The sequence below is a fragment of the Prescottella soli genome (assembly GCF_040024445.1).
GTDB lineage: Bacteria > Actinomycetota > Actinomycetes > Mycobacteriales > Mycobacteriaceae > Prescottella > Prescottella soli.
In genome coordinates this window covers 2,226,885-2,249,992 of record NZ_CP157276.1, presented here as the reverse complement: position 1 = coordinate 2,249,992, position 23,108 = coordinate 2,226,885, and the positions used below count along the sequence as shown (strand labels likewise).

18 protein-coding genes are annotated in these 23,108 nt (G+C 69.0%); 10 read left to right on the top strand and 8 right to left on the bottom strand.

The window, feature by feature from the left end; all coding sequences use genetic code 11:
• Positions 1-31: 31 nt before the first annotated feature.
• Positions 32-496, top strand: coding sequence for a GNAT family N-acetyltransferase (locus tag ABI214_RS10580; RefSeq protein ID WP_348609890.1), 465 nt, complete (start codon positions 32-34; stop codon positions 494-496).
• Positions 497-579: 83 nt separating this feature from the next.
• Here the strand turns inward: ABI214_RS10580 and ABI214_RS10575 are convergent, their stop codons facing one another.
• From ABI214_RS10575 to ABI214_RS10565, 3 genes are read right to left on the bottom strand one after another with little or no spacing between them, the layout of a single operon-like run.
• Complete coding sequence (locus ABI214_RS10575; RefSeq protein ID WP_280762863.1) at positions 580-1,479, bottom strand: metal ABC transporter permease; 900 nt, start codon at positions 1,477-1,479, stop codon at positions 580-582.
• The gene (locus ABI214_RS10570) at positions 1,476-2,348 is read right to left on the bottom strand and encodes a metal ABC transporter ATP-binding protein (protein ID WP_348609886.1); all 873 of its coding nucleotides are present in this window, start codon (positions 2,346-2,348) and stop codon (positions 1,476-1,478) included. The genes ABI214_RS10575 and ABI214_RS10570 overlap by 4 nt, the downstream gene beginning before the upstream one ends.
• Positions 2,345-3,301: a metal ABC transporter solute-binding protein, Zn/Mn family gene (locus tag ABI214_RS10565; RefSeq protein WP_348609884.1), complete on the bottom strand. Its 957-nt coding sequence runs from the start codon at positions 3,299-3,301 to the stop codon at positions 2,345-2,347. The genes ABI214_RS10570 and ABI214_RS10565 overlap by 4 nt, the downstream gene beginning before the upstream one ends.
• Positions 3,302-3,501: 200 nt before the next feature.
• Between ABI214_RS10565 and ABI214_RS10560 the strand changes: the two genes are divergently transcribed.
• Complete coding sequence (locus ABI214_RS10560; protein ID WP_348609881.1) at positions 3,502-4,593, top strand: LacI family DNA-binding transcriptional regulator; 1,092 nt, start codon at positions 3,502-3,504, stop codon at positions 4,591-4,593.
• 25 nt (positions 4,594-4,618) lie between these two features.
• On the opposite strand, the gene ABI214_RS10555 is transcribed toward ABI214_RS10560, so the two are convergent.
• From ABI214_RS10555 to kstR, 3 genes are all read right to left on the bottom strand, one after another.
• Positions 4,619-5,362, bottom strand: a complete 744-nt coding sequence (locus tag ABI214_RS10555) for a class I SAM-dependent DNA methyltransferase (RefSeq protein WP_348609878.1) — start codon at positions 5,360-5,362, stop codon at positions 4,619-4,621.
• Positions 5,363-5,633: 271 nt separating this feature from the next.
• Positions 5,634-8,195: a trehalose-phosphatase gene (gene otsB, locus ABI214_RS10550; protein ID WP_348609875.1), complete on the bottom strand. Its 2,562-nt coding sequence runs from the start codon at positions 8,193-8,195 to the stop codon at positions 5,634-5,636.
• A gap of 68 nt (positions 8,196-8,263) precedes the next feature.
• Positions 8,264-8,902 carry a cholesterol catabolism transcriptional regulator KstR gene (gene kstR / locus ABI214_RS10545; RefSeq protein WP_348609872.1) on the bottom strand — a complete coding sequence of 213 codons (639 nt, stop codon included), beginning with the start codon at positions 8,900-8,902 and terminating at the stop codon, positions 8,264-8,266.
• 93 nt (positions 8,903-8,995) lie between these two features.
• Here kstR and ABI214_RS10540 point away from each other — a divergent pair, with 93 nt between their 5' ends.
• From ABI214_RS10540 to ABI214_RS10510, 7 genes are all read left to right on the top strand, one after another.
• Positions 8,996-11,185 carry an acyl-CoA dehydrogenase gene (locus ABI214_RS10540; RefSeq protein WP_348609869.1) on the top strand — a complete coding sequence of 730 codons (2,190 nt, stop codon included), beginning with the start codon at positions 8,996-8,998 and terminating at the stop codon, positions 11,183-11,185.
• Between the two features lie 127 nt (positions 11,186-11,312).
• A complete protein-coding gene (locus ABI214_RS10535; RefSeq protein WP_348609866.1) occupies positions 11,313-12,386 on the top strand; it encodes an acyl-CoA dehydrogenase family protein in 1,074 nt (357 codons plus the stop codon).
• Positions 12,371-13,519 carry an acyl-CoA dehydrogenase family protein gene (locus tag ABI214_RS10530; protein WP_348609863.1) on the top strand — a complete coding sequence of 383 codons (1,149 nt, stop codon included), beginning with the start codon at positions 12,371-12,373 and terminating at the stop codon, positions 13,517-13,519. The genes ABI214_RS10535 and ABI214_RS10530 overlap by 16 nt, the downstream gene beginning before the upstream one ends.
• The gene (locus ABI214_RS10525; RefSeq protein ID WP_348609860.1) at positions 13,516-14,532 is read left to right on the top strand and encodes a bifunctional MaoC family dehydratase N-terminal/OB-fold nucleic acid binding domain-containing protein; all 1,017 of its coding nucleotides are present in this window, start codon (positions 13,516-13,518) and stop codon (positions 14,530-14,532) included. Before ABI214_RS10530 ends, ABI214_RS10525 begins: the two co-directional genes overlap by 4 nt.
• Positions 14,533-14,952 (top strand): MaoC family dehydratase, encoded by a 420-nt coding sequence (locus tag ABI214_RS10520; RefSeq protein WP_348609857.1) that lies wholly within the window; start codon positions 14,533-14,535, stop codon positions 14,950-14,952.
• Positions 14,949-16,118, top strand: coding sequence for a lipid-transfer protein (locus ABI214_RS10515; RefSeq protein WP_348609854.1), 1,170 nt, complete (start codon positions 14,949-14,951; stop codon positions 16,116-16,118). Before ABI214_RS10520 ends, ABI214_RS10515 begins: the two co-directional genes overlap by 4 nt.
• Before the next feature lie 216 nt (positions 16,119-16,334).
• Positions 16,335-18,236, top strand: coding sequence for a vWA domain-containing protein (locus ABI214_RS10510; RefSeq protein WP_348609851.1), 1,902 nt, complete (start codon positions 16,335-16,337; stop codon positions 18,234-18,236).
• 88 nt (positions 18,237-18,324) lie between these two features.
• Here the strand turns inward: ABI214_RS10510 and ABI214_RS10505 are convergent, their stop codons facing one another.
• Entirely contained in the window at positions 18,325-20,667 is a 2,343-nt protein-coding gene (locus tag ABI214_RS10505) for an arylsulfatase (RefSeq protein WP_348609848.1), read from the bottom strand.
• Positions 20,668-20,696: 29 nt separating this feature from the next.
• Here ABI214_RS10505 and ABI214_RS10500 point away from each other — a divergent pair, with 29 nt between their 5' ends.
• Positions 20,697-21,383, top strand: a complete 687-nt coding sequence (locus ABI214_RS10500) for a TetR/AcrR family transcriptional regulator (RefSeq protein ID WP_348609845.1) — start codon at positions 20,697-20,699, stop codon at positions 21,381-21,383.
• Here the strand turns inward: ABI214_RS10500 and ABI214_RS10495 are convergent.
• The gene (locus tag ABI214_RS10495) at positions 21,326-22,846 is read right to left on the bottom strand and encodes an MFS transporter (RefSeq protein WP_348609842.1); all 1,521 of its coding nucleotides are present in this window, start codon (positions 22,844-22,846) and stop codon (positions 21,326-21,328) included. The genes ABI214_RS10500 and ABI214_RS10495 overlap by 58 nt on opposite strands.
• Positions 22,847-23,108: the final 262 nt, after the last annotated feature.

Genomic DNA, 23,108 nt, shown 5'->3' with positions numbered 1-23,108 from the left:
CACGACCCTCGAACACGACAGGAGCGCCACCATGGCAACCACCACCCCGACGATCCGGCCCCTCCTCCCCGCCGACGAGCAACGCTGGCGCGTCCTCTTCCGCGAGTACCGCGAGTTCTACGAACTGCCCGAGTCGGAGGAGGTCGTCTCCCGCGCCTGGGGCTGGTTCATGGATCCCCGGCACGAATGCAAGGCCCTCGTCGCGGAATCGGACGGCTCGATCCTCGGGTTCGCGCACCACCGCCGCTTCTCCTCGCCGTACACCGGCACCACCGGAATCTTCCTCGACGACCTGTTCACCGACCCTGCCGCTCGAGGCCGGGGCGTCGGACGGGCCCTGATCGGGCGTCTCACCGAAATGGCCACCGCGGAAGGGCGCTCGCTGGTGCAGTGGGTGACCGCCGAGGACAACCACCAGGCTCAGGCGCTCTACGACACCCTCGCGAAGCGTACGAACTGGGTCACCTACGAGGCCCAGCCGTCCGTGCAGGAGTAGCCGGTCGGCCGGGAACGACACAGGGCGGCGGGCGATGGACAGTCGATCCATCAACCCGCCGCCCTGCGGCGTCGGTGAAACTGTCACGCGTGGACGTGCTCCCCGGCCGGGACGACGACGCGCCCCGCCGACCGGCGCCGGGCCGACCCGATCGCGCGGCACACCAGGTAGATCACGAACGAGATCGTGGTGACGAACGTCGACACCGGCACCCCCGGTGCGAGGGAGAGCAGGATGCCTCCGACGGCGGCGAGTTCGGCGAACACGACCGCGAGCACGGTCGCGCGCAGCGGGCTCGCGGTGACCTGCGCGGCCGCGGCGGCCGGGGTGATCAGCAGCGCCATCACGAGCAGTGCGCCGACGATCTGGACGCCCATCGCGGCGGTGATACCGACCAGGACCGCGAACACGATCGACAGGCCCCGCACCGGGACGCCGCGGGCGGCGGCCACCTCGGGGTCGGTGCTGGCGAACAGCAACGGGCGGTAGATCACCGACAGCGTGCCGAGCACGACGACGGCGCACAGCAGCAGCAGCGCCAGGCCCGAATTGCCGGGCGCGACGATCTGTCCCACCAGCAGCGAGAAGCTGGTGCCGGCACGGCCGTCGTAGGCCCATAGGAACAGCACGGACAGCCCCAGGCCGAACGCCATGATCACGCCGATCACCGAATCGCGTTCCCGCGCCTTGGTTCCCAGCAAGCCGAACAACACGGCCGCGATCACGGATCCGACGACTGCGCCGATCCCGACACCGACGCCGATCAGCAGCGCCGCCGACGCACCGGTCAGCGACAGCTCCGACGTCCCGTGGACCGCGAACGACATCTGCCGGCTGACGATCAGCGGGCCGATCACGCCGGCGAGCAGTCCCAGGATCGCGCCGGCGATCAGCGCCTGCTGCACGAAGTCGTACCGCAGCAGATCGGCGGTCGCGGAGAAGTCGAGCAGGTGCGACATCGCCTCGGTGAACTTGTTGCTCATGCGTGGTCCTCGGTGTGGTGGACGCCCTCGCCGGGGCGCGGCCCGCCGCCGCTGCCGAGCGCATCGATGGTGTCGCCGGTGCCGACGACGACGAGCCGGCCGCGCACGTGCAGCACCTCGACGTCGGTGCGGTACAGCTCGGACAGCACCTCGGAGGTCATGACCTCCTCGGGGGTGCCGATCTTGAACTGGCCGTCGACGAGGTAGAGCACGCGGTCGACGAGCGGCAGGATCGGGTTGATCTCGTGGGTGACGAACAGGACGGCGGTGTCGTGTTCGCGGCGCCGCCGGTCGATCAGCTCGGAGACGCGGTGCTGGTTCGCGAGGTCGAGGCTGAGCAACGGCTCGTCGCAGAGCAGCACCTTGGGGTCGCCGACGAGGGCCTGCGCGATCCGCAGCCGCTGCTGCTCGCCGCCGGACATCGACCCGATCGGGGCATCGGCGTAGGCCTGCGCGCCCACCTGGGCGATGGCGGAGTCGACGATCGCGCGCCGCTTGGCCCGGCCCGACAGCCCGATGCCCCAGCGGTGTCCGTCGACGCCGAGTCCGACGAGGTCGCGCCCGCGCAACGGCAGGCCGTCGTCGAGCGACTTCTGCTGCGGCACGTACCCGACGTTCGCGTTCCCGGCCCGTGCCGGGGTGCCGGCGATCCGCACCGTGCCCGACGTCGGCGCGAGCTGCCCGAGCAGGACCTTGAGCAGCGACGTCTTGCCCGACCCGTTGGGGCCGAGGACCGCGATGAACTCGCCCTGCTGCACGGACAGGTTCAGGTTCGACCACAGGGTGCGGTCACCGAAGGACAGGCGCGCGTCGCGCAGTTCGACGGCGGGCGGCGTGGTGTCGGTCGTGATTGTGCTCGCTGTGCTCATGATGCGGAGTTCAGGGCGTCGGCGAGCGACTGCGCGGCCCGGGTCTGCCACTGCACGAAGTCCATGCCCTCGGGCAGGGTTTCGGTGACCTCGACGACGGGGATGCCGGCGGCCTGCGCGGTCTCGCGCATGTTCCGGGTGACCTTGTCCTCGGTCTGCGTGTTGTAGACGAGGGCGCGGACCTTCTTGTCGGAGAACAGCTGCCGGGTCTCGGCGATCGACGCGGGCGACGGGTCGGTGCCGTTCTCGACCGCGTTGGTGAACGCGGCGGGCGTGAGGTCGGTCAGCGACGCGGCCTGCACCAGGTAGTGCGCGATCGGCTCGGTCTGCGCGATCGGGGCGTCGCGGTGCGCGGACGCGACCCCGGCCGTCGTGGCCGACACCTCGCGCAGCTGCGCGCGGAACGCCTCGGCGTTGCGGGTGTAGGTGTCGGCGCCCTCGGGATCGAGCTTGCCGAGCTGCTCGGCGATCGCGGTCGCGGTCGCGTCGACGGTGGGCATGTCATACCAGACGTGCTCGTTGACGGCACCATGATCGTGACCGTCGTGGCTGGGGGACTCCGTCGTGTCGGTGTGCGTGCCGGTCTGCGCCTCGTGCAGCTCGAACGCGTCGACGGTGGGCTTGGCGCCGGCCGTGCCGAGGATGTCCTCGACGAACTGGTCGTAGCCGCCGCCGTTGAGGACGACGAGCGACGCGTCGGTGATCTTCGCGGCGTCCGCGGGGCTGGCCTCGTACGAGTGCGGGTCGGCCGACGGCGCGTCGATGATCGAGGTGACCTCGAGACGGTCGCCCGCGACGGCCTGCGCGACGCTGCCCCACACGTTGGTGGAGGCGACGACGCGGATCTTGCCGTCGGAGCCGGGAGAACTGCCGCACGCGGTCAGCGTCACCGCGGCGAGGGCCACCCCGATGGCCGCCGCGGCCGAACGCAAAGTGCGGGTTTCGCGGGACATGCGCACAACTTTCTCCTGGTCACAACTTCGAGACGACACGGGCCGGAACCGGCCCTAAACGCTATTGGTAACCGTTTCCGTTTACACTTTAGCGGAAGTCTGCAGGTCGTGAACGCGCAGGTCTCGTCACATCTTCATCAGTTCGTGTCAAGCGCGCGTCCCAGTTCGCCCAGCGGCCCCCGAACCGCTACCGTCCCGTTATGCCAAGGTCTCGTCAGCCACGCCGCCAAGCCACCCTGGCGTCGCTCGCCGCCGAACTCAAGGTCTCGCGGACGACCGTCTCCAACGCGTACAACCGCCCCGACCAGCTGTCGGCGGAGTTGCGCGAACGGGTGCTGCTCGCCGCCAAACGGCGCGGCTATCCCGGGCCCGACCCGGTGGCCCGCTCGCTGCGCACCCGGCGCGCGGGCGCCGTCGGCCTGTTGCTCACCGAGGCGCTCAGTTACTCGTTCCGCGATCCGGCCGCGATGAGCTTCCTCGCAGGACTCACCGAATCGTGCGAGGCGGCGGGGCAGGGGCTGCTCCTCATTCCCGCGGGGCCCGGCCGCGACGACGTCGAGGCCGCCGCGGTGGTTCAACAGGCCGGTGTCGACGGCTTCGTCGTGTACTCCGTCGCTGACGACGATCCGTACCTGGCGGCGGTGCGTGAACGGCACCTGCCGACCGTCATCTGCGACCAGCCGCGCGGGATGTCGGGGGCCTCGCTCGTCGGCATCGACGACCGCGGTGCGATGCGCAAGATTGCCGACTATCTGATCTCGTTGGGGCACAGGGAGATCGGTGTGCTGTGCATGCGACTCGGTCGCGACCGCTCCGACGGCGTGGCCAAGGGTGAGCGCCTGCACGCCCCGAACTTCCACGTCCAGCGCGAGCGTATCGCCGGCGTCCGGGACGCCTTGGAGGACGCGGGCCTGGATCCCGCGTCGCTCACCGTCGTCGAACGCTACGAGCACACCGCGCAGGCCGGGCACTCCGCCGCGGCGCAGGCGCTCGCCGTCAATCCCCGCATCACGGCGCTCGTGTGCACCACCGACGTCCTCGCGCTCGGCGCCCTGGACTGGGCGCGGTGCGAGGGCGTCGACGTCCCGGGGCGGCTGTCGATCACGGGTTTCGACGGCATCGAGGAGGCGCTGCGCGAGGGCCTGACCACCGTGCGCCAGCCGCAGGAGGACAAGGGCCGACGGGCCGGCGCGATGTTGATGTCGGGCTCGGACTCCGGCGTCACGACCATCGAGGTGCTCGAGACCGAACTGGTGCGCGGCCACACCGCGGCCGCCCCGCCCGAGCCCTAGCACGGGCGGGGTGACCGTACCCGCGTCAGCTCACTCGGCAGTTCACGATCGCGGCATGCGGGCGCTCCCAGTACCCGCGCAGTAGTTCCTCCTGGGCGTCTGCCTCGGCCGAACGGAACCGGCCGTAGTCGATCCACTGTGTAATGGCGAACCCAGCGGCGTGCATCGCCTCGTCGATACTTTCCTTCGTCCACACATACGCAGTTACCGTGTCCTCGTCGGGCCCGGTGCCGTCAGGGCCGAACAGGTCGAGTTGCACCTCTCCGCCGTCGATGTCCGGGCCGATAGGCGTCAAGCGGAATCCGAACCGCTCGTAGTAGGCCGGATCGCGCACGTAGTCGGGATGGATCGGCAGGGTGACGAGGCGCCCTCCCGGGCGCAGCGGCTTGGCCATCTGTTCACACATCACCCGCAATTCGTCCCTGGTCGTGGCGTACGGCAGCACATAGACGGCGAGGACGAGATCGAACTGGCCGGCCAGGTCGTCCCCGAGATCGGAAGTGAAGTCGATGCCCAGTGGCTGCTCGGACTCGCGCGCCCGGGCGAACGCGAGCATGCCGTCCGAGACGTCGTAGCCGACGACCCGGCGAGCGCCCTTCTCCTTCAGTAATCGCGAGTACATGCCGTTCCCACAACCGAAATCCAGTACGTCTCGGTCGGACAGGTCGCCCAGTGCGGCGAGGAAGTTGGGGATCTCGAGGAATCGGCGGAAGGGCCAATCGGCCATGTCCTCGTACAGATCCGGGAGCTGATCGAACTGACTCTGCATCTACGCACCTCATAAGCTCGAACAAACAGTGGCAATCGCGATTCTGGTGGATTACCGGCGGGTAGGTGGCGTGAATTTCGGCCCCGCTCGTGTCGGGTGTTCGATCCGACCCGATCCGGTCCCAGCGCCCCGGGTTCCACGCAGCGAAGGCCCCTACCGGAGCTGACATCCCGGTAGGGGCCTTCGAGTTCTGTTGGGGCACTAGAGGTTCAATGATCCGCGCCCGGGCGCGTCGCCGAGGACCCGGGCGGGATCTCAGTGGGGGTGGACCCTACCGTTTCGCGTCGGCGCTCAGCAGCTGCGCGCACCGCAGCAGACCGAGGTGGCTGTACGCCTGCGGGTGATTACCCAGGGACCGCTCGGCCACCGGGTCGTACTCCTCGGCCAGCAGGCCGGTCGGGCCCGCCGCGTTCACCAACTGCTTGAACAATGCCTCGGCATCCGACCGCTGACCGATCAGCAGGTACGCCTCCACCAGCCACGCTGCGCACAGGTGGAAGCCGCCCTCGGTGCCGGGCAGGCCGTCGTCGTGGTGGTACCGGTACACGGTGGAACCGCTGCGCAGCTCGGCCTCCGTCGCGACCACCGTCGCGGCGAACCGCTCGTCCTTGGGGTCGATCAACCCGGACAGCCCGATGTGCAGCGTCGCGGCATCGAGGTCGGTGCCGTCGTAGGCGGCCGTGTACGACTCGACGTCCGCGTTCCAGCCCTTCTCGGTCACCTCCTCGGCGATCTCGTCGCGCAACGCCGCCCACGTCTCCCGCGCCGGACGGCCGAAGCTCTCGGCCAGCGTGAGGGCGCGGTCGACGGTGACCCACCCCATCACCTTCGAGTACACGTGGTGCCGGGGGTTGTCGCGGATCTCCCAGATGCCGTGGTCGGGCTCGCTCCAGCGCCGCTCGACCGCCTCGACCATTGCGGACACGAGTTCCCAGTCGCGGTCGGTGAGTGCGTCGGATCCGGTGATGCCCTTCTTCTGCCGGGCCAGGGCCAGGTTCGAGATCAGGTCGACGATGGGGCCGAACACGTCCAGCTGGACCTGCTGGTTCGCGGCGTTGCCGACGCGCACCGGACGGGATCCCGCATATCCGGGCAGCGAATCGATCACCGCCTCCGGCGGCAGGCCGGTTCCGTACAGCGTGTAGAGCGGGTGCAGCCGCTCCGGGCCGTGGAGCGTCTCGAGCACGCCGTGCACCCACTCGAGGTAGTTCTCAGCCTCCTCGAGGGAGCCGAGGCTCACGAGGGCCGCGGCCGTCAGTGCCGCGTCGCGCAGCCAGCAGTAGCGGTAGTCCCAGTTGCGGACGCCGCCGATCTCCTCGGGCAGCGACGTCGTGGCCGCCGCGAGGATCGATCCGCTGGGCGCGTGCACCAGCCCGCGCAGCGTGAGAGCCGACCGCTTCATCAGATCCGGCTTGAGCGGCGGAAGCTCGAGCGTGTTCACCCAGTCTCGCCAGTACGATTCGGCGATCTCCCGGCGTTCCGGCTCCGAAATCTGCGAAGGGCCCAGATCCTCGGTGCCGCAACGCAGTTCGAGAACCACCGGGCCCCGTGACGGGTCGACGACCGCGTGCGCGGTCTGCTGGGTGCCGTCGGTGGTGATGTCCCAGTGCACGCCGGGGGAGCGCAGCACCATCGGCTCACTCGTGCCGGAGACCCGGAGCCCGTCGGTGTCCGACTCCAGCTGCACCTGGACCTGGCCGAACTCCGGTCGCGGCGCGAAGCTGACGACCGCCTTCGCGCGGCCCGTGATGACGCGAGTGAGGTCGGTGCGGTTCGGTTGGACGTCGTGCGGCAGGTAGTCGGTGACCGTGAGACTGGCCCAGCGGGTCTGCACCGTCATGGTGCCGTCGAGGTACTGCTGGCTCAGCGGCAGCGCCTCGCGCTGCGGGCCCACGCTGAAGTGGCCGGCCTCGGTGCCGCCGAGCAGGTGGGCGAACACGGCCGCCGAGTCCGGCTCGGGATGACACAGCCACGTCATGTTCGCGTCGGGCGTGATGAGCGCGACGGAGCGAGGACTGGCAAGCATGGTCAGACGTTCGATGGGCGGGGCGTCGGCCCCGGAGAGCCATGTACGCCGTTCCTCGAGGAGGAACGCAAGCGCGGCGGCGACGTCCTCGGTGGAGTCGACGCGGTACGCGGCCACCGTGTCGCCCTCGCCGACCTTGATGCCGAGATCCGGGCCCTGGAGCCGGCTGAAGGCCTTCTCGTCGGTGACGTCGTCGCCGAAGAAGACAGCGGCCGTCGACGCCTCCTGGTGCCGGAGGATGTCGAGCGCGTTGCCCTTGTCGGTGGCGATGACGGCGAGTTCGACGACGGACTTGCCCTCGGTGACCTGCACGCCTGTCCACAGTGCGGCCTCGGCGTGCACCGCGGCGAGTGCCTTCGCGCCCACCTCGGGACTGGCGTTGCGCACGTGCAGCGCCGCGCTCGCCGGCTTGGTCTCGACGGTCACGCCGGGGTGCAGGTCCGCGATCCGGGACAGCTCCGAGGTGACCTCGCGCAGCAACTTGCGGGCGTTCGCGTCGATCGCGTGGATGAATCCCACGTCGAACTCCGAGCCGTGGCTGCCGACCAACTGCACCTCGACCGGCAGTCGCGACAGCGTCGCGAGGTCCTTGAGGGCGCGGCCGGAAATGACCGCCGCGGTCGTCGCGGCGAGTCCGGCGAGGGCGCGCAGGGCGCGCACCGACTCGGCGTGGGGATACGCCTTCTCCGGATCGTTGACGATGGGCGCCATCGTGCCGTCGTAGTCGGACGCCACCAGTAGGCGCGGGGTCCGGGCCACGGTGGACAGGGCCCGGCGGAGTTCGATCGGCAGATCCAGAGCGCTCACAGTGTCAAACCTAAGCGATCAGCGCCGCGCTGGCGCGTCGCGATGGTCACGAGAGCGTCGTCGGTCGCTCAGACGGGGGTCTTGGACCCGTCGCCGAGGAGCAGTTCGACGGTGAGTTCCAGGCGCTTTGCGACATCGGTCGCCGACGAGCGGCGAGTGAGCCAGGCCACCAGATTGGACAGCCACACGTCGCTGATGACGCGTGCGATGGCCAGCTCTTCCTCGGTGGGGATGCCGTCGGTCATGGCGCGCGCGAACAGCGTGTCCATGAGCTTGCCGACCTGATCGACCTCCGCGGCCGCCGATGCGTCGGCGAACATGAACGCCCGGGTCATGGCCTCGGTGAGGAGCGGATCGCGCTGCATCGCCTTGGTGATCTGGCCCAGGATCAGCTGCATCCGCTCGAGCGGGCTGCGACCCGGCGGGATCTTGCCCTTCGACTCGATCCGCTCGAACTCGCGCGCGAGGGCCGACACCAGCAGGTGCACCTTCGACGGGAAGTAGCGGTACAGGGTGCCCACGGCGACGTCCGCACGCTCGGCCACGGCGCGCATCTGCACGGCCTCGTAGCCGCCCTTGGAGGCCAGCGCGAGGGTGGCGTCGAGGATCCTCTTGCGACGCTCGCGCTGAGCGTTGGAGCTGAGATCGTCGTCGCTGAGGGTCGAGACCGGGCCCCCTGCGGAACGGGATCGAGATGAGGTGGTCATCGACAGTTTCCTTCACGCCTTGACTCTTGACGGCCGAACATATTAGAACACGTTCTAGATGAAAATGTCATCCATGAGAGGCTGGTAGCCGTTGTGACAATCGCCACGACCGACGAACAGAAGGCCGTCCAAGAGTCGATTCAGGCGTGGGCTCGCTCGGCGACCCCGGTTGCTATTTTACGCGAGGGACCTGCTGATTTCTGGCGCCAGTCGTGGCCGTCGATGGCCGAACTGGGGCTGTTCGCGGTGGGCGTTCCCGAGTCGGTCGGTGGCGTCGGCGGGCAGATCGTCGACCTCGCCGCCATGTTGGAACAGGCCGCAACCGAACTTGTGGGTGGCCCAATTCTCCCGACCGCGCTCGCCGGCCTGGTGCTCGGGCGCAGCTCGGGTGCCGCCGCGAAGCAGTGGGCGGAACGGATCGCGGAGGGCGAGCTGCCGATCTCCGTCGTGCTCGACGCGCCGGCGCTGTCGGCCACCCCGGACGCGGACGGCGGGCTGGTCCTCACCGGCGACGCGGGCAACGCCCTGGGCGGTGAGCCGGGCGTCTCGGTGCTCGTGCCGGTTCGCGCCGGCGACTCCGCCGGTGACACGGTGTGGTGCCTGATCGACGGTGGCGCACCGGGACTGACGACCTCGCCGCTCGACATCCTCGACAAGAGCCGCGCCACCGCGCGGGTGCGCTGCGAGGGCGTCGTCGTGTCCCCGGACCGCGTCGTCACGGGCGTCGCACCGGAGCTCGTCCGTGATCTCGCGGCGACGCTCGCGGCCGCGGAGGCTGCCGGTGTCGCGGGCTGGACCCTGCGCACCGCGGTCGAGTACGCCAAGATCCGCGAGCAGTTCGGCAAGCCGATCGGCTCGTTCCAGGCGATCAAGCACCTGTGCGCGGAGATGCTCTGCCGGGTCGAGCAGGCCCGCGCAGTCGCGTGGGACGCGGCCGTCGCGGCCGAGGACGCGCTGCCGGATCCGGACGCCGACCGGTCGGCGGAATCGGAACTGCCGATCGCCGCCGCGGTCGCCGCGGCGGTCGCCCTCGACGCCGCGGTGCAGAACGCCAAGGACTGCATCCAGGTCCTCGGCGGCATCGGGTTCACGTGGGAGCACGACGCGCACTTCTACCTGCGCCGCGCAGTCTCGCTCAAGCAGTTCCTCGGTGGCAGCAACGTCTGGCGCGCACGGGTGACCGAACTGACGCGCGCCGGCGCTCGCCGACACCTGACGATCGACCTGTCGGAGCTCGAGTCCGAGCGGGCCGCGATCCGCGACGACGTGGCCGCTCTCGCGGCGGTGCCCGAGTCCGAGCGTCGTGTCGCGGTAGCCGAGTCGGGTTACGCGGCACCGCACTGGCCGACCCCGTACGGCCGCGGCGCGAGCGCTGCCGAGCAGATCCTCATCGCCGAGGAGATGGCCGCGGCCGGCGTCGACCGTCCGGACCTCGTCATCGGCTGGTGGGCCGTGCCGACCGTCCTCGAGCACGGCAGCCCCGAGCAGATCGAGCGTTTCGCGATGCAGACGCTGCGCGGCGAGATCACCTGGTGCCAGCTGTTCAGCGAGCCCGGCGCGGGCTCGGACCTGGCGTCGCTGCGGACCACTGCCGAGAAGGTCGACGGCGGCTGGAAGCTGAACGGGCAGAAGGTGTGGACGTCGCTCGCCCGCGAGGCCGACTGGGGCATCTGCCTGGCCCGCACCGACAAGGACGCGCCGAAGCACAAGGGCATCACGTACTTCCTGCTCGACATGCGCACCGCGGGCATCCGGATCTCCCCGCTGCGGGAGATCACGGGCGACGCGCTGTTCAACGAGGTGTTTCTCGACGACGTCTTCGTCCCGGACGAGTGCGTCGTCGGGCAGGTGAACGGCGGCTGGAAGCTCGCCCGCACGACCCTGGCGAACGAACGGGTGGCGATGAGCGGCGGGTCGTCGCTCGGCAAGGCCGTCGAGGAACTGCTCGAGCTCGCGGGCGAGCCCGACGTCGTGACGGCCGACCACCTGGGCGCGCTGATCGCCGAGGCGCTCGTCGGGTCGCTGCTCGAGCTGCGCACGACGCTGCGTCAGCTCGACGGGCAGGACCCCGGTCCGGCGTCGAGCGTGCGCAAGCTCGTCGGCGTCCGCAACCGCCAGGGCGTCGCGGAGTTCGCCGTCGAGCTCGCGGGCGAGGCCGGCTGGGTGGAGGGTCCGCTCACGCGGGAGTTCCTCAACACGCGGTGCCTGTCGATCGCGGGTGGCACCACGCAGATCCTGCTCACGGTCGCGGCCGAGCAACTTCTGGGGCTGCCGCGCGGCTGACTCCGGTGACGGGCCTGGCGCCACGAGAACTGCGGTGAACGTGTTCTCGTGGAGCCGGGCCCTTTCTTCGCTAAGCTGCAGGTGATACAACAAGAACACGTTCTAAATCGTAGGCGGGATTGGCAGCGTGGATTTCACTCTGGATCAGACTCAAGAAACGGTGGCGGAGATCGTCGTGGGCCTGTTGGCCCGCGAGCACACCGATCCCGCCGACACCGGTGGCTTCAGCCCCGAGCTGTGGCAGGCCCTCGCGAAAGCGGACCTGCTCTCGCTCGCGGTGCCCGAGCGGCTCGACGGCGACGGACTGGGCGTGCTGGAGGTGACGACGATGCTCACCGAGATCGGACGCGGTGCCGCGCCGGTTCCGGCGCTCGCGACCCTCGGCTTCGGCGTCCTCCCGGTGCTCGCCCTCGGCTCCACGGAGCAGCAGGACGCGCTGCTCGAGGGTGTGGCGGCCGGTCGGGTGCTCACCGCAGCGCTCGCCGAGCAGGGCGCCGCGTTCCCGGCGCTGCCGTCGACCACCGCCGTCGCGGACGGCGCCGACGTCGTCGTGACCGGTCTCAAGATCGCGGTGCCGTTCGCGGACATCGCGCACCGCATCCTGGTGCCCACCGACGCCGGCGTGGTGCCGGTGGCCCCGGACGCGCCGGGCGTCACGCTCACCAAGAGCGCGACTTCGGCCGGGGGACCGGAGTTCTCGGTTCGGCTGGACGCGGTGCGCGTCCCCGCCGCCGACGTCCTCGGTGGCGGACTCGATGGTGTCGCGACGCTGTACCGGATCGCGCTCGCCGGCATCGGCGCGTACGCCGACGGGCTGCTCGCCGGGGCCACCGGCCTGGCCGCCGACCACCTCACCACGCGTGAGCAGTTCGGCAAGCCGCTCGCCGCCTTCCAGGCGGTGGCCCAGCAGATCGCGGACGTCTACGTCACGTCCCGGACGCTGCACGTTTCGGCGCTCGCGTCGGCGTGGCGGGTGTCCGAAGGTCTCGATGCCGCAGACGATCTCGACGTGCTGGCCTACTGGATCGCGACGGAGGTGCCGGCCGCGATGCGGACGCTGCACCACCTGCACGGCGGTATCGGCGTCGACGTCACGTACCCGATGCACCGCTACTTCTCCATTGCCAAAGACCTGGCTCGCCTCGTCGGCGGTGCCTCGTACCGACTCGACCTCGTGGGGGCCCGGTGTTCATCGATCTGACGCCCGAGCAGCGTGAGCTGCAGGCGGAACTGCGCCGCTACTTCTCCGGACTGATCTCGCCGGCCGAGGCCGAGATCATGCTGACCGAACGGCACGGACCCACCTATCGCGAGGTCATCCGTCGGATGGGCAAGGACGGCTGGCTCGGCGTCGGCTGGCCGGTCGAGTTCGGCGGCCGCGGTTTCGGGGAGATCGAACAGCAGATCTTCGTCAACGAGGCTGTGCGCGCGGATGTTCCGCTGCCGTCGGTCACGCTGCAGACCGTCGGTCCGACGCTGCAGGTCTACGGAACCGAGGAGCAGAAGCGCAAGTTCCTGCCGGCGATCCTCGCCGGCGAGGTGCACTTCGCGATCGGCTACTCCGAGCCCGACGCCGGTACCGACCTCGCGGCGCTGCGCACCACCGCGGTCCGCGACGGTGACGAGTACGTCGTCAACGGCCAGAAGATCTTCACCACCGGCGGCCACGACGCCGACTACATCTGGCTCGCGGTCCGCACGGGCGACGCCGAGTCGCGGCACCGGGGCATCTCGATCCTGATCGTCGACACGAAGGACCCCGGGTTCTCGTGGACCCCGATCATCACCGCCGACGGCGCGCACCACGTCAACGCGACCTACTACACGGACGTCCGGGTTCCGGCGAGCATGCTCGTCGGTGAGGAGAACAAGGGCTGGAGGCTCATCACGACGCAGCTCAACCACGAGCGCGTCATGCTGGGCCCCGCCGGACGTGTCGCGGGCCTGTACGAGAAGGTCCACGACTGGGCCGCGAAGCGGGACCTGCTGGACCTGCCCGACGTCCGTCGCGGACTCGGCGAGATCCACGCCACCTACCGTCTCAACGAACTGCTCAACTGGCAGGTCGCGGCCGCCACCGGCGACGTCGACATCGCCGACGCGTCGGCCACCAAGGTCTTTGCGACCGAACGCATTCAGCGAGTGGGTCGGATCGCGGACGAGATCGTCGGCGCCCACGGCGACCCGGGCGACCCCGAGACCGCGGCGCTCATGCGGTGGCTCGACGTCCAGGTGAAGCGAAACGTGGTCATCACCTTCGGTGGTGGCGTCAACGAGGTCATGCGCGAACTCATCGCCGTGGCCGGACTGGGATTGCCGAAGGTGCCGCGATGACTGACAACACCGTGTCCGACGGAAACAGCACGACCGCGCAGATTCTGGCCGGGGCCGAACAGGTCAAGGCCGGCGGGTCGAGCAAGCCGCGCGCCGGCCGCGACCCGATCAACATGCCGATGATCCGGAACTGGCTCGAGGCGATCGGCGACGAGAACCCGATCTACGTGGACGACGACGCAGCAGCTGCGGCGGGCCACGGCGGCCTCGTGGCGCCGCCGGCGATGGCGCAGGTGTGGACCATGCGCGGTCTCGGCGCGGTCCGCGAGGAGGACGATCCGCTGGGCCGGATGACGCAGATCCTCGACGACGCCGGGTACACGTCGGTGGTCGCGACGAACTGCGACCAGATCTATCACCGCTACCTCCGTCCCGGCGAGGAGGTGACCATCGAGTCGACCCTCGAGGACGTCGTCGGCCCCAAGAAGACCGGGCTGGGCGAGGGCTGGTTCTTCACGACCCGCAACCTGTGGAAGGTCGGCGACGAGGTCGTCGCCGAGATGCTGTTCCGCATCCTCAAGTTCGCGCCTCCCGCAAAGGTGGAGCAGGCGCAGGCTTCCGGGAACGCCTCGGTCCCCGAGGATCTCGATTCGTCGCGCATGCTGCGACCGACCCCGTCTCGGGACACCCAGTTCTTCTGGGACGGCGTGGCCGCGCACGAGCTGCGGATCCAGCAGCGGCCCGACGGGTCGCTCCAGCACCCGCCGGTGCCGGCGCTGTGGAAGGACAAGACCGAGACCACCGACTACGTCGTCGCGTCCGGGCGGGGCACGGTCTTCAGTTTCGTCGTCCACCACGCACCCAAGGTGCCGGGGCGGTCGCTGCCGTTCGTGGTGGCGCTCGTCGAACTCGAGGAGGGCGTGCGCATGCTCGGCGAGCTGCGCGACGTCGACCCGTCCGAGGTCGCGGTGGGGATGCCGGTGCAGGCGCTCTACCTGGACTTCCCGGGCGATGACGAGACCGGTAACGAGCCCTGGACGCTGTACGCGTGGCGTCCGGTGAAGGAGTCGTAGATGACCAGCGCACTCGACATCGCCGTCGGCGACAAGCTGCCGGGCCTGTCGATCTACGGGGATCCCACGTTCATCGTCTCGACGGCGTTGGCCACCAGGGACTTCCAGGACGTACACCACGATCGGGACAAGGCGCAGCAGCGCGGGTCGAAGGACATCTTCGTCAACATCCTCACCGACACCGGACTGGTGCAGCGTTTCGTCACCGACTGGGCCGGCCCGCGGGCGCGGATCACGTCGATCAAGCTGCGCCTCGGTGTGCCGTGGTACGCGTACGACACGCTCAACCTCTCCGGTGAGGTCGTCGCCGCCGAGGACGGCCTGGTGACCGTCAAGGTCGTCGGTGCCGACAGCCTCGGCGACCACATCACGTCCACGGTGACCCTCGTATTCAATGACACTGACGGAGTTGAGAAATGAGCGGGCTGTCCGGCAAGGCAGCGATCGTCGGCATCGGCGCCACCGACTTCTCGAAGGACTCGGGCCGCAGCGAGCTGCGGCTCGCCGCCGAGGCGGTTCAGGCCGCGCTCGACGACGCGGGACTGAAGCCGTCGGACGTCGACGGTCTCACGTCGTTCACGATGGACACCAACACCGAAGCGGCCGTTGCCCGTTCGGTGGGGATCCCGAACCTGAAGTTCTTCAGCCGCATCCACTACGGCGGCGGCGCGGCGTGTGCCACCATCCAGCAGGCCGCGATGGCCGTCGCGACCGGTGTGGCCGACGTCGTGGTGGCGTACCGGGCGTTCAACGAGCGTTCGGGTGCCCGCTTCGGTCAGGTCAACGCCGGGCTGGTGCAGCAGGTCAACTCGTCGGGCACCGACAACGCGTTCTCCTACCCGCACGGTCTGGGGACGCCGGCGTCGTTCGTCGCGATGATCGCGCAGCGGTACATGCACGTGTACGGCGCCACGAGTGAGGATTTCGGCCGCGTCGCGGTCGCCGACCGCAAGCACGCCGCCACCAACCCCAAGGCGTTCTTCTACGGCAAGCCGATCACCCTCGAGGACCACCAGAACTCGCGGTTCATCGCCGAGCCGCTGCATCTGCTGGACTGCTGCCAGGAGTCCGACGGCGGCATCGCGATCGTCGTGACGTCGCCCGAGCGGGCCAAGGATCTGCCGAACAAGCCGGCGATCATCGCGGCGGCTGCGCAGGGCAGCGGGGCGGACCAGTACATCATGACCAGCTACTACCGGGACGGCCTGACCGGTCTGCCCGAGATGGGTCTGGTCGGGGATCAGCTGTGGGAGCAGTCCGGGCTGCGGCCGTCGGACATGCAGACGGCGGTGCTGTACGACCACTTCACGCCGTACGTGCTGATGCAGCTCGAGGAGCTGGGCTTCTGCGGCCGTGGCGAGGCCCGCGACTTCATCGCCGGCGGCGCCATCGAGCAGGGTGGACGGTTGCCGATCAACACCCACGGCGGCCAGCTCGGCGAGGCGTACATCCACGGCATGAACGGCATCGCCGAGGGCGTCCGCCAGATCCGCGGCACCTCGGTCAACCAGGTGCCGAACGTCGAGAACGTCCTCGTCACCGCCGGAACCGGTGTTCCCACTTCGGGACTCGTGCTGTCCGTGTAGGACGAGTTCGTCTGAACGCGTGCACCTTTCGAGGTCCCCGTCAGCGGCCGATCACGCATCGGCTGTCGGCGGGGACTTCGCAGTTTCGGGCGACGTCCAAGGAGGCGAGGAAAACCGGCTGACATGTATGGTCGTGCCCGGAAGCGAACGGAGACACGAATCAGGCGGGGGACGATGCCGAAGATTGCTGAGCGACTTACGAAATTGACCGCGGGGATGGCCGCAGCACTGATCGGTCTGACGATGGCTGCATCGTCGGCCGCGGCACAGGGGAGTGAAGAATCGGGTTCGCGGTACGCGCCGACGATGCTCATTCTCGATGCGTCCGGGTCCATGCAGCGTCCCGATCCGGCGGGCACGATGATGGATGCCGCCAAGAAGGCGGTCCACACATTCGTCGACGCGGCACCGGTCGACTCGAAGGTGGGACTGACGGTGTACGGCACCGGCACCGGCAGTGACGAGGCCGAGAAGACTGCGGGCTGTCGTGACATTCAGGTGCTGCACAAGGCGGACACCCTCGACAGGGCCGCACTCGGCAGTGCGGTCGACGGCGTCAAAGCGAGCGGCTGGACGCCGATGGGCAACGCTCTGCGGGAGGCCGCCGCGGCCATGCCGAGTTCGGGACCGCGCTCGATCGTGCTGGTCTCCGATGGCGAGGACACCTGTTCGCCACCCGAACCCTGTGAAGTTGCGCGGGAATTGAAGGCGCAGGGCGTCGATCTGGTGATGCACGCGATCGGCTTCGCGGTCGACAGCGCGGCCCGCGCCCAGCTCACGTGCATGGCGCAGGCGACCGGGGGCACCTACACCGATGCCGCAGACGGACCGGCTCTGGAACGAATTCTGCCGAGAGTCACCGCAGCCGCGCTGCGCAACTACGAATCGGCCGGTACCCAGATCGTCGGGGCTGCAAAGTACGACAGCGCCCCGGTGGCACGGCCGGGGCAGTACCTGGACACGATCGGGCAGAAGGTATCTCGCTACTACGCCGTCGACGTCCCGGACGGGGCCACCGCCTACTTCAGCGGAACCATCTCCTTTCCCCGCGTACCCGACGTTCCCAGTGTCGAAGACATGAATGTTCTGAGCCTGCGGGTGTACGGCAGGGACGGCCGAGCCTGCAACAAGTACGAATTCGAGCAGGTGACGAATTCGAGCGACGGCGCGGCGCTGACGGTCGCCACGCAATTCGACGGGGCGACGAAGAAGGGCAGCAGCGCCGACCCATGCAAGGGCGGTGGACGCTACTACTTCGCGCCGACCTGGGACAGGGTCTCCCGCGGGGTGCCGGAACGGTTGCCGATCGAGCTGCTCGTCGGAATCGAACCCGCCGCAACCGATCCCGGTCCTGCGGCGGCCGCGGCGCCGACTGTCTTCACCGAACCCGTCGGCGCCGGTACCCCTGCCGTCGGAGGCGGATCCTTCAACGTCGCCACCGAACTCGACGGGAGTGGCCGCTACACCGACACCCTCCAGACCGGCGAATTCGTGTTCTACAAGGTCGAACTGGACTGGGGCCAGGGACTGGCGTACCGCGTGCATTACGACGCGAACGGTGGCCGCGGCGTGGAGAACGTCTCGAACATCCAGACCGTGCTGTATGCCCCGACCCGTGAGGAGATCGACCGGGACTTCGGGGCATACACCGGTGCCGACGCCGTGTTGCCGGCCAACGAACCGGCTTTCGCCACGGTGCCGATCCGCTACGGCAACCGAACGTCCGACGTCCTCGAGACCCGCCGGCAGGGCGTGCCGGGGTGGTACTACATCGCCGTGAAGGTGGGTTCCACCGAGGCCGAGGGCGACAAGCGGCCGGTGCCGATCCGACTGGACCTGACCGTGAACGGGACACCCGAAGCCGGTCCCGCCTACTCGACTGCGTTCGCGGACGGGATCTTCGGAGAGAACGCAGCGACCGCGACCGCCGACGACGCGGCCGCCAGCGATGCTGCCGGCGGCAGTGCGCCAGCCGATGCTGCCGACGACGTCGCGGCAGCGGCAGACACGTCCGATTCGGCATCCTCGACCACGGGTGTCGCGATCGCCCTCGCAGCAGCGGTGATCGCTCTGTGCGGTATCGGCGGCTGGCTCGTGGTCCGAACGCGCCGCAGGTAGTCCGCCGCGGCTAGGCCAATTGGCACAGAGCCGGGTGAGCCGGGTCGGCAAGCACATTGCCTGCCGACCCGGCTCCCTGCTCGTGTTCCTAGTGCGTAGCCAGCGCGACCCGCTGCCGCTCGGCCGCGGTCTCCGGACGGTCGTCGCCCGGCAGGTCGACGCGCACGTGGTGCAGGCGTCCGCTGAACGCGAAGCGGCCCACGATGTCGTCGCAGACCGGGCTGCCGCGGTTGACGCCGATGTCGAGCTGCTCGTTCATGCTGAAGATCGCGCGGGTGGTGTGTTCGATGCGCGCACTGCCCACCTCGTCCCCGTCGACCGACAGCCGGGCCGTGCCGCCGAGACCGATACCGCCTCCGTCGTAGTCGAATTCGAGGCGCACCTCGCGGGTGTCCGCGGTCAGTTCCACGTCCGGCCGCACGAACGTCTGCCCGCCGCCGCTGAAGTTGTAGCAGAACACCGGCTTCGAGTCGGCGACGTACAGCGCGAGGCCGCCGAAACGCCCACCCAGACTCGCCAGGATTCCCGCGCACGGACCGCCGCCGGTCTCGAGCGACGCCGTGATCACGTACGAACGGTTGAAGAGCGGCGGCGCCGCCTTCTCCGGCAGCCCGTGCATGTGCGGGTACAGCGTGATGCTCGTCCGACCCCGCAGCGGGTGCGGCGGGCGGTCCTGGGGTGCAGCATTTCTCGTCACGGTGCGGTCGTCGAGCGGCAGCACCTGGTACCGGGCGGCCTCGACGAGGAACTTCTGCTTCAGCTCCTCGAGCTTCTCGGGGAACTCGGCGGCGAGGTCGCGCGCCTGCGACCAGTCGACGCTCGTGTCGTACAGCTCCCACCGATCCTCGTCGAACGTCGGCAGCTTCAGGCCGTACGTCGCCATCAGCCACGGCGCCCGGTGCAACGTCACCGCCGTCCAGCCGTGGTCGTAGATGCCGCGGTTGCCGTAGATCTCGAAGTACTGCGTGGTGCGCCGGTCCGCCGCGTCGGCATCGGTGAACGTGTAGTTCATCGCGACACCCTCCATCGGCTTCTGCGGCACACCGTCCACGGTGTCGGGCGCCGGGACGCCCACCGCCTCGAGGATCGTCGGGGTGATGTCCACGCAGTGATGCCACTGGTGGCGCAGGGTTCCGGTATCGGTGATTCCCTTGGGCCAGTGCGCGATCAGGCCGTTGCGGGTGCCGCCGTAGTGCGATGCCGCCTGCTTGGTCCACTGGTAGGGGGTGTCGAGCGCCATCGCCCACGACGCCGGGTAGTGCGGATAGCTCGTCGGCGTGCCCAGCTCGTCGAACCGCTCGAGCACCTCCGCGGTGGTCTGCTTGTAGCCGTTGAGCCCGGCCAGGTAGTTGAACGAGCCCTCCATGCCGCCCTCGGCGGACGCGCCGTTGTCGCCGAGCATGTACAGCACCAGCGTGTTGTCCAGCGCGCCGAGTTCCTGCAGCCGGTCGACGAGACGGCCGACCTGATCGTCGGTGTGCTCGAGGAACGCCGCGTACAGCTCCATCAGGCGGGCCGAGGCCGTCTTCCGGTCGTCGTCGAGATCGTCCCAGTGGGGCAGGTCGGGGGCCCACCTCGCGAGCTCGGTCTCCGGTGGGACGACTCCCAACTGCTTCTGTCGCTCGAGTGTGATCTCCCGCTGGCGGTCCCAGCCGTGGTCGAACTCGCCGCGGTACTTGTCGAGGTAGCTGTCGGGAACCTGCAGCGGGGCATGGCAGGCCCCGAACGGCAGGTAGCAGAACCACGGCTTGTCCGGGTCCATGGTGCCGACCGACTCGATCCACTCGATCGCGCGGTCCACCAGGTCCTCCGACATGTGGTAGCCGTCTTCGGGCGTTCGCGGCGGATCGACGACGGTGAAATCCTGGTACAGGACGGGGGAGAACTGGTCCGACTCGGCGCCGAGGAAGCCGTAGAAGCGGTCGAACCCCTCGCGGGTGGGCCAGCGGTCGAACGGTCCGGCCTCGCTGATCTCCCACGTGGGCGTCTGGTGCATCTTGCCGAACGCGCCCGTCGCGTACCCGTTGCCCTGCAGGATCCGCGCCACGGTTGCCGCCGAGTCCGGGCGGGTTCCGTTGTAACCCGGTGCCGCCGTGGCCTGTTCGGCGATCACGCCGAAGCCCACGCTGTGGTGGTTGCGTCCGGTGAGGGTCGCGGCCCGCGTCGGCGAGCACAGCGCGGTGGTGTGGAAGCGGGTGTACTTGACGCCGTCGGCGGCCAATCGCTCCGCGGTGGGGGTTCGGCACGGGCCGCCGAACGCGGACGGCGCGCCGAAGCCGACGTCGTCGAGCATCACCAGCAGGACGTTCGGTGCGCCGGACGGCGGCCGGACCGGTTCCGGCCGGGTGAATGGTTCCTTCTGGTTGCGGTAGTCGACTGCGGTCGAGACCGATGGTTCGGTGCGGACGACGGGGATCGTATGACGGTTCACGGTGCACCTCTCTGGGCGGTGGGACAGGGGTGGGTACAGGCTGCGCCTTGACCCTTAAAGCGCTGCCTTACTACTCTCTCGGCGTGTCGAACCCTGGAAACGCGAAAAGCGCCATGATCGAAGTCGCCGAGCGGATGTTTGCCGAGCGCGGCATCGACGGCGTGTCGATGCGCGACGTCGCGGCGGCGGCCGGCCAGAAGAACAACTCGGCCGTGCAATACCACTTCGGTGGGCGGGATGGTCTCGTGCTCGAGGTGTTCCGGCGACGTATGCAGGAGATCAACCGCAACCGTGCGGCGTTCCTCGCGGCGTTGGACGAGGAGGGTCGCGGCGGCGACGTGCGCGCCCTCGTAGAGGCCGTCGTCGTGCCCCTCGCGGACTACCTCCGGACCTCGGGAACCGGCTCCTATTACGCGCAGTTCATCGCCCGGGTCTCCCCGTCGGTCGACATCCTGAACCCCGATCTGTCCGAGGTCACCGAGGCCAGTCGCGAGGTGTCCGGTCGGCTGATGCGCGCGCTCGACCATCTGCCACGCCGCGTCGCCGTGATCCGGGTGGACCTGATGCTGAACATGGCGGTGTCGGCACTCGCGGTGTTCGAGCAGCGACGCAACAGCGGGAATCCGGTTGTGGACGCGGACTTCGACGAGACCGTGCGTCATCTGGTCGACATGTCGGTGGGAGCGTTGGAGGCGCCCGACTCGAGCTCGGACTGATCGGCGTCCGAGATCGAGGGCGCCAGTCCGCCTGTGGCGGGCCGGCGGCCGTGCTTCATCACGATCGCGACTGCGAGGCCGACGAGTCCAACCGCTCCGGCGTAGAGGAAGCCGCGCGAGATCGCCTCGTCGGCATAGAGGACAGCGTGCGTCTTCGGGTTGACCGCCTGGACGTGATGTGACATCACCACGCCGGTGACGGTCACCGCGATCGCCGAGCACAGCTGCATCGTCACGCCGGCGATCGCGGTGCCCACACCGCTGGTCTCGGGCGGCAGCGAGTCCTGCACGAGGTTGGCGTTGGACGAGTGCAGGAAGCCCACCGAGAAGCCGGCGATCATGCTCAGCGCGGCCACCTGCCACTGCACCGTGAGCATGTCGCTGCCGAGGAACATCGTGATCAGGAACAGGACTCCGGAGGCGAGCAGGACCTGACGTGCCCCGATCCGCTTGGCAAGGTAGCCGCCGAGTGGCCCCGCGAACATGGCGGTGATGCCGAGTGGGCAGGTCCACAGTGCGTACTGGGTAGCGGAAAGTCCTGCACCGTAGGAGATCCCGGGCAATCCGGCGGGAGTCTGCAGGAGAGTGGGCATGAGCATCGAGTGAGCGTTCATCATGTAGGCGAGTCCGCTGACCGCGAGCACCGTGGGACCGAACTTGCGGCCGAAGAGGATCTTCAGGTCGATGAGCGGATGCGCTGCCAGGCGCTGCCACGCGACGAATGCCACGAGCATCGCCGCGCCCAGCAGCAGCAGGCCGCGAGTGCTCGCTGCCGTCCAGCCCCACGAGCTGCCCTTCGTGATGCCCAGGAGCAGAACCGCGACGCCAGGGCCGAGAAGCGCGGTACCGAGGTAGTCCACCGGGCGGTCGGTGCGCACCGGACTCTCCGGCACCACCGCCCAGTACAGGGGGATCAGTACGGCGAGATAGATCGCCATGAACCAGAAGATCCCGTGGAAGCCGAAGCCGTCGATCAGCCAGCCGGCGATGAACGGGCCGGCGACCGCCGACATGCCGATACCGGTCGCGACCATGCCGAGTGCGACGGGTACGAAGTCGCGCGGCATGATGTCGCGCACGAGGCTGTACGAGAGCGCGACGATCCCGACCAGTACGCCCTGCATCGCGCGACCCGCGAGCAGGACGGCGAACGAGGTCGCCGTCGCGCACACGATGCTGCCGAGCACGAAGACGACGGCAAGGCCGAGGATCACCCGCTTCTTGCCCAGCTTGTCCGACGCCTTTCCGATGAGCGGCATGAGCGTCGCGCCGGTGAGCGTGACGATCGAGACCACCCACGCGATGTTCAGCGTCTGGAAGGCCGATGCCATGTGCGGCATGGCCGGGTACACCATGAGGATCTCGAACGTCGCGATCTCGGAGAAGAAGATGATCACGGCGAGTACGGCGAAGATTCGGGCTCGTGGAACCTTGCCTCGAACCGGGGTGAGGGCGAGCGCCATCGTTGTCCTTTGTTTCGTGTGGCGATCGACGAGGACTGCGGGAGCCTGTGTCCCAGCGTGTTTCGTCGGCGAATGAGGAATGCCTGGCGGTGGCGGTCGACGACGTTCGGGGAGGGCGGGTAGTCCGCCCCGACGACGAGACGGTAGTCACGGTCCCGGAAGCGATGTGACACAGGTCCCACTCAGTGGAATGTGTCGAGGTCTCGACCCGGAGGTCCTTCCTCTCAAACGCTGCATCGGGCAGTGCTTTTCGTGATTTAAG

What these genes read in the sequence shown, in the direction of transcription:
- ABI214_RS10565 (WP_348609884.1), bottom strand. Translation starts at nt 3,301, where the DNA reads ATGTCCCGCGAAACCCGCACTTTGCGTTCGGCCGCGGCGGCCATCGGG.
- ABI214_RS10515 (WP_348609854.1), top strand. Translation starts at nt 14,949, where the DNA reads ATGAGCGGGCTGTCCGGCAAGGCAGCGATCGTCGGCATCGGCGCCACC.
- ABI214_RS10525 (WP_348609860.1), top strand. Translation starts at nt 13,516, where the DNA reads ATGACTGACAACACCGTGTCCGACGGAAACAGCACGACCGCGCAGATT.
- ABI214_RS10580 (WP_348609890.1), top strand. Translation starts at nt 32, where the DNA reads ATGGCAACCACCACCCCGACGATCCGGCCCCTCCTCCCCGCCGACGAG.
- ABI214_RS10575 (WP_280762863.1), bottom strand. Translation starts at nt 1,479, where the DNA reads ATGAGCAACAAGTTCACCGAGGCGATGTCGCACCTGCTCGACTTCTCC.
- kstR (WP_348609872.1), bottom strand. Translation starts at nt 8,902, where the DNA reads ATGACCACCTCATCTCGATCCCGTTCCGCAGGGGGCCCGGTCTCGACC.
- ABI214_RS10520 (WP_348609857.1), top strand. Translation starts at nt 14,533, where the DNA reads ATGACCAGCGCACTCGACATCGCCGTCGGCGACAAGCTGCCGGGCCTG.
- ABI214_RS10495 (WP_348609842.1), bottom strand. Translation starts at nt 22,846, where the DNA reads ATGGCGCTCGCCCTCACCCCGGTTCGAGGCAAGGTTCCACGAGCCCGA.
- ABI214_RS10570 (WP_348609886.1), bottom strand. Translation starts at nt 2,348, where the DNA reads ATGAGCACAGCGAGCACAATCACGACCGACACCACGCCGCCCGCCGTC.
- ABI214_RS10555 (WP_348609878.1), bottom strand. Translation starts at nt 5,362, where the DNA reads ATGCAGAGTCAGTTCGATCAGCTCCCGGATCTGTACGAGGACATGGCC.
- ABI214_RS10510 (WP_348609851.1), top strand. Translation starts at nt 16,335, where the DNA reads ATGGCCGCAGCACTGATCGGTCTGACGATGGCTGCATCGTCGGCCGCG.
- ABI214_RS10560 (WP_348609881.1), top strand. Translation starts at nt 3,502, where the DNA reads ATGCCAAGGTCTCGTCAGCCACGCCGCCAAGCCACCCTGGCGTCGCTC.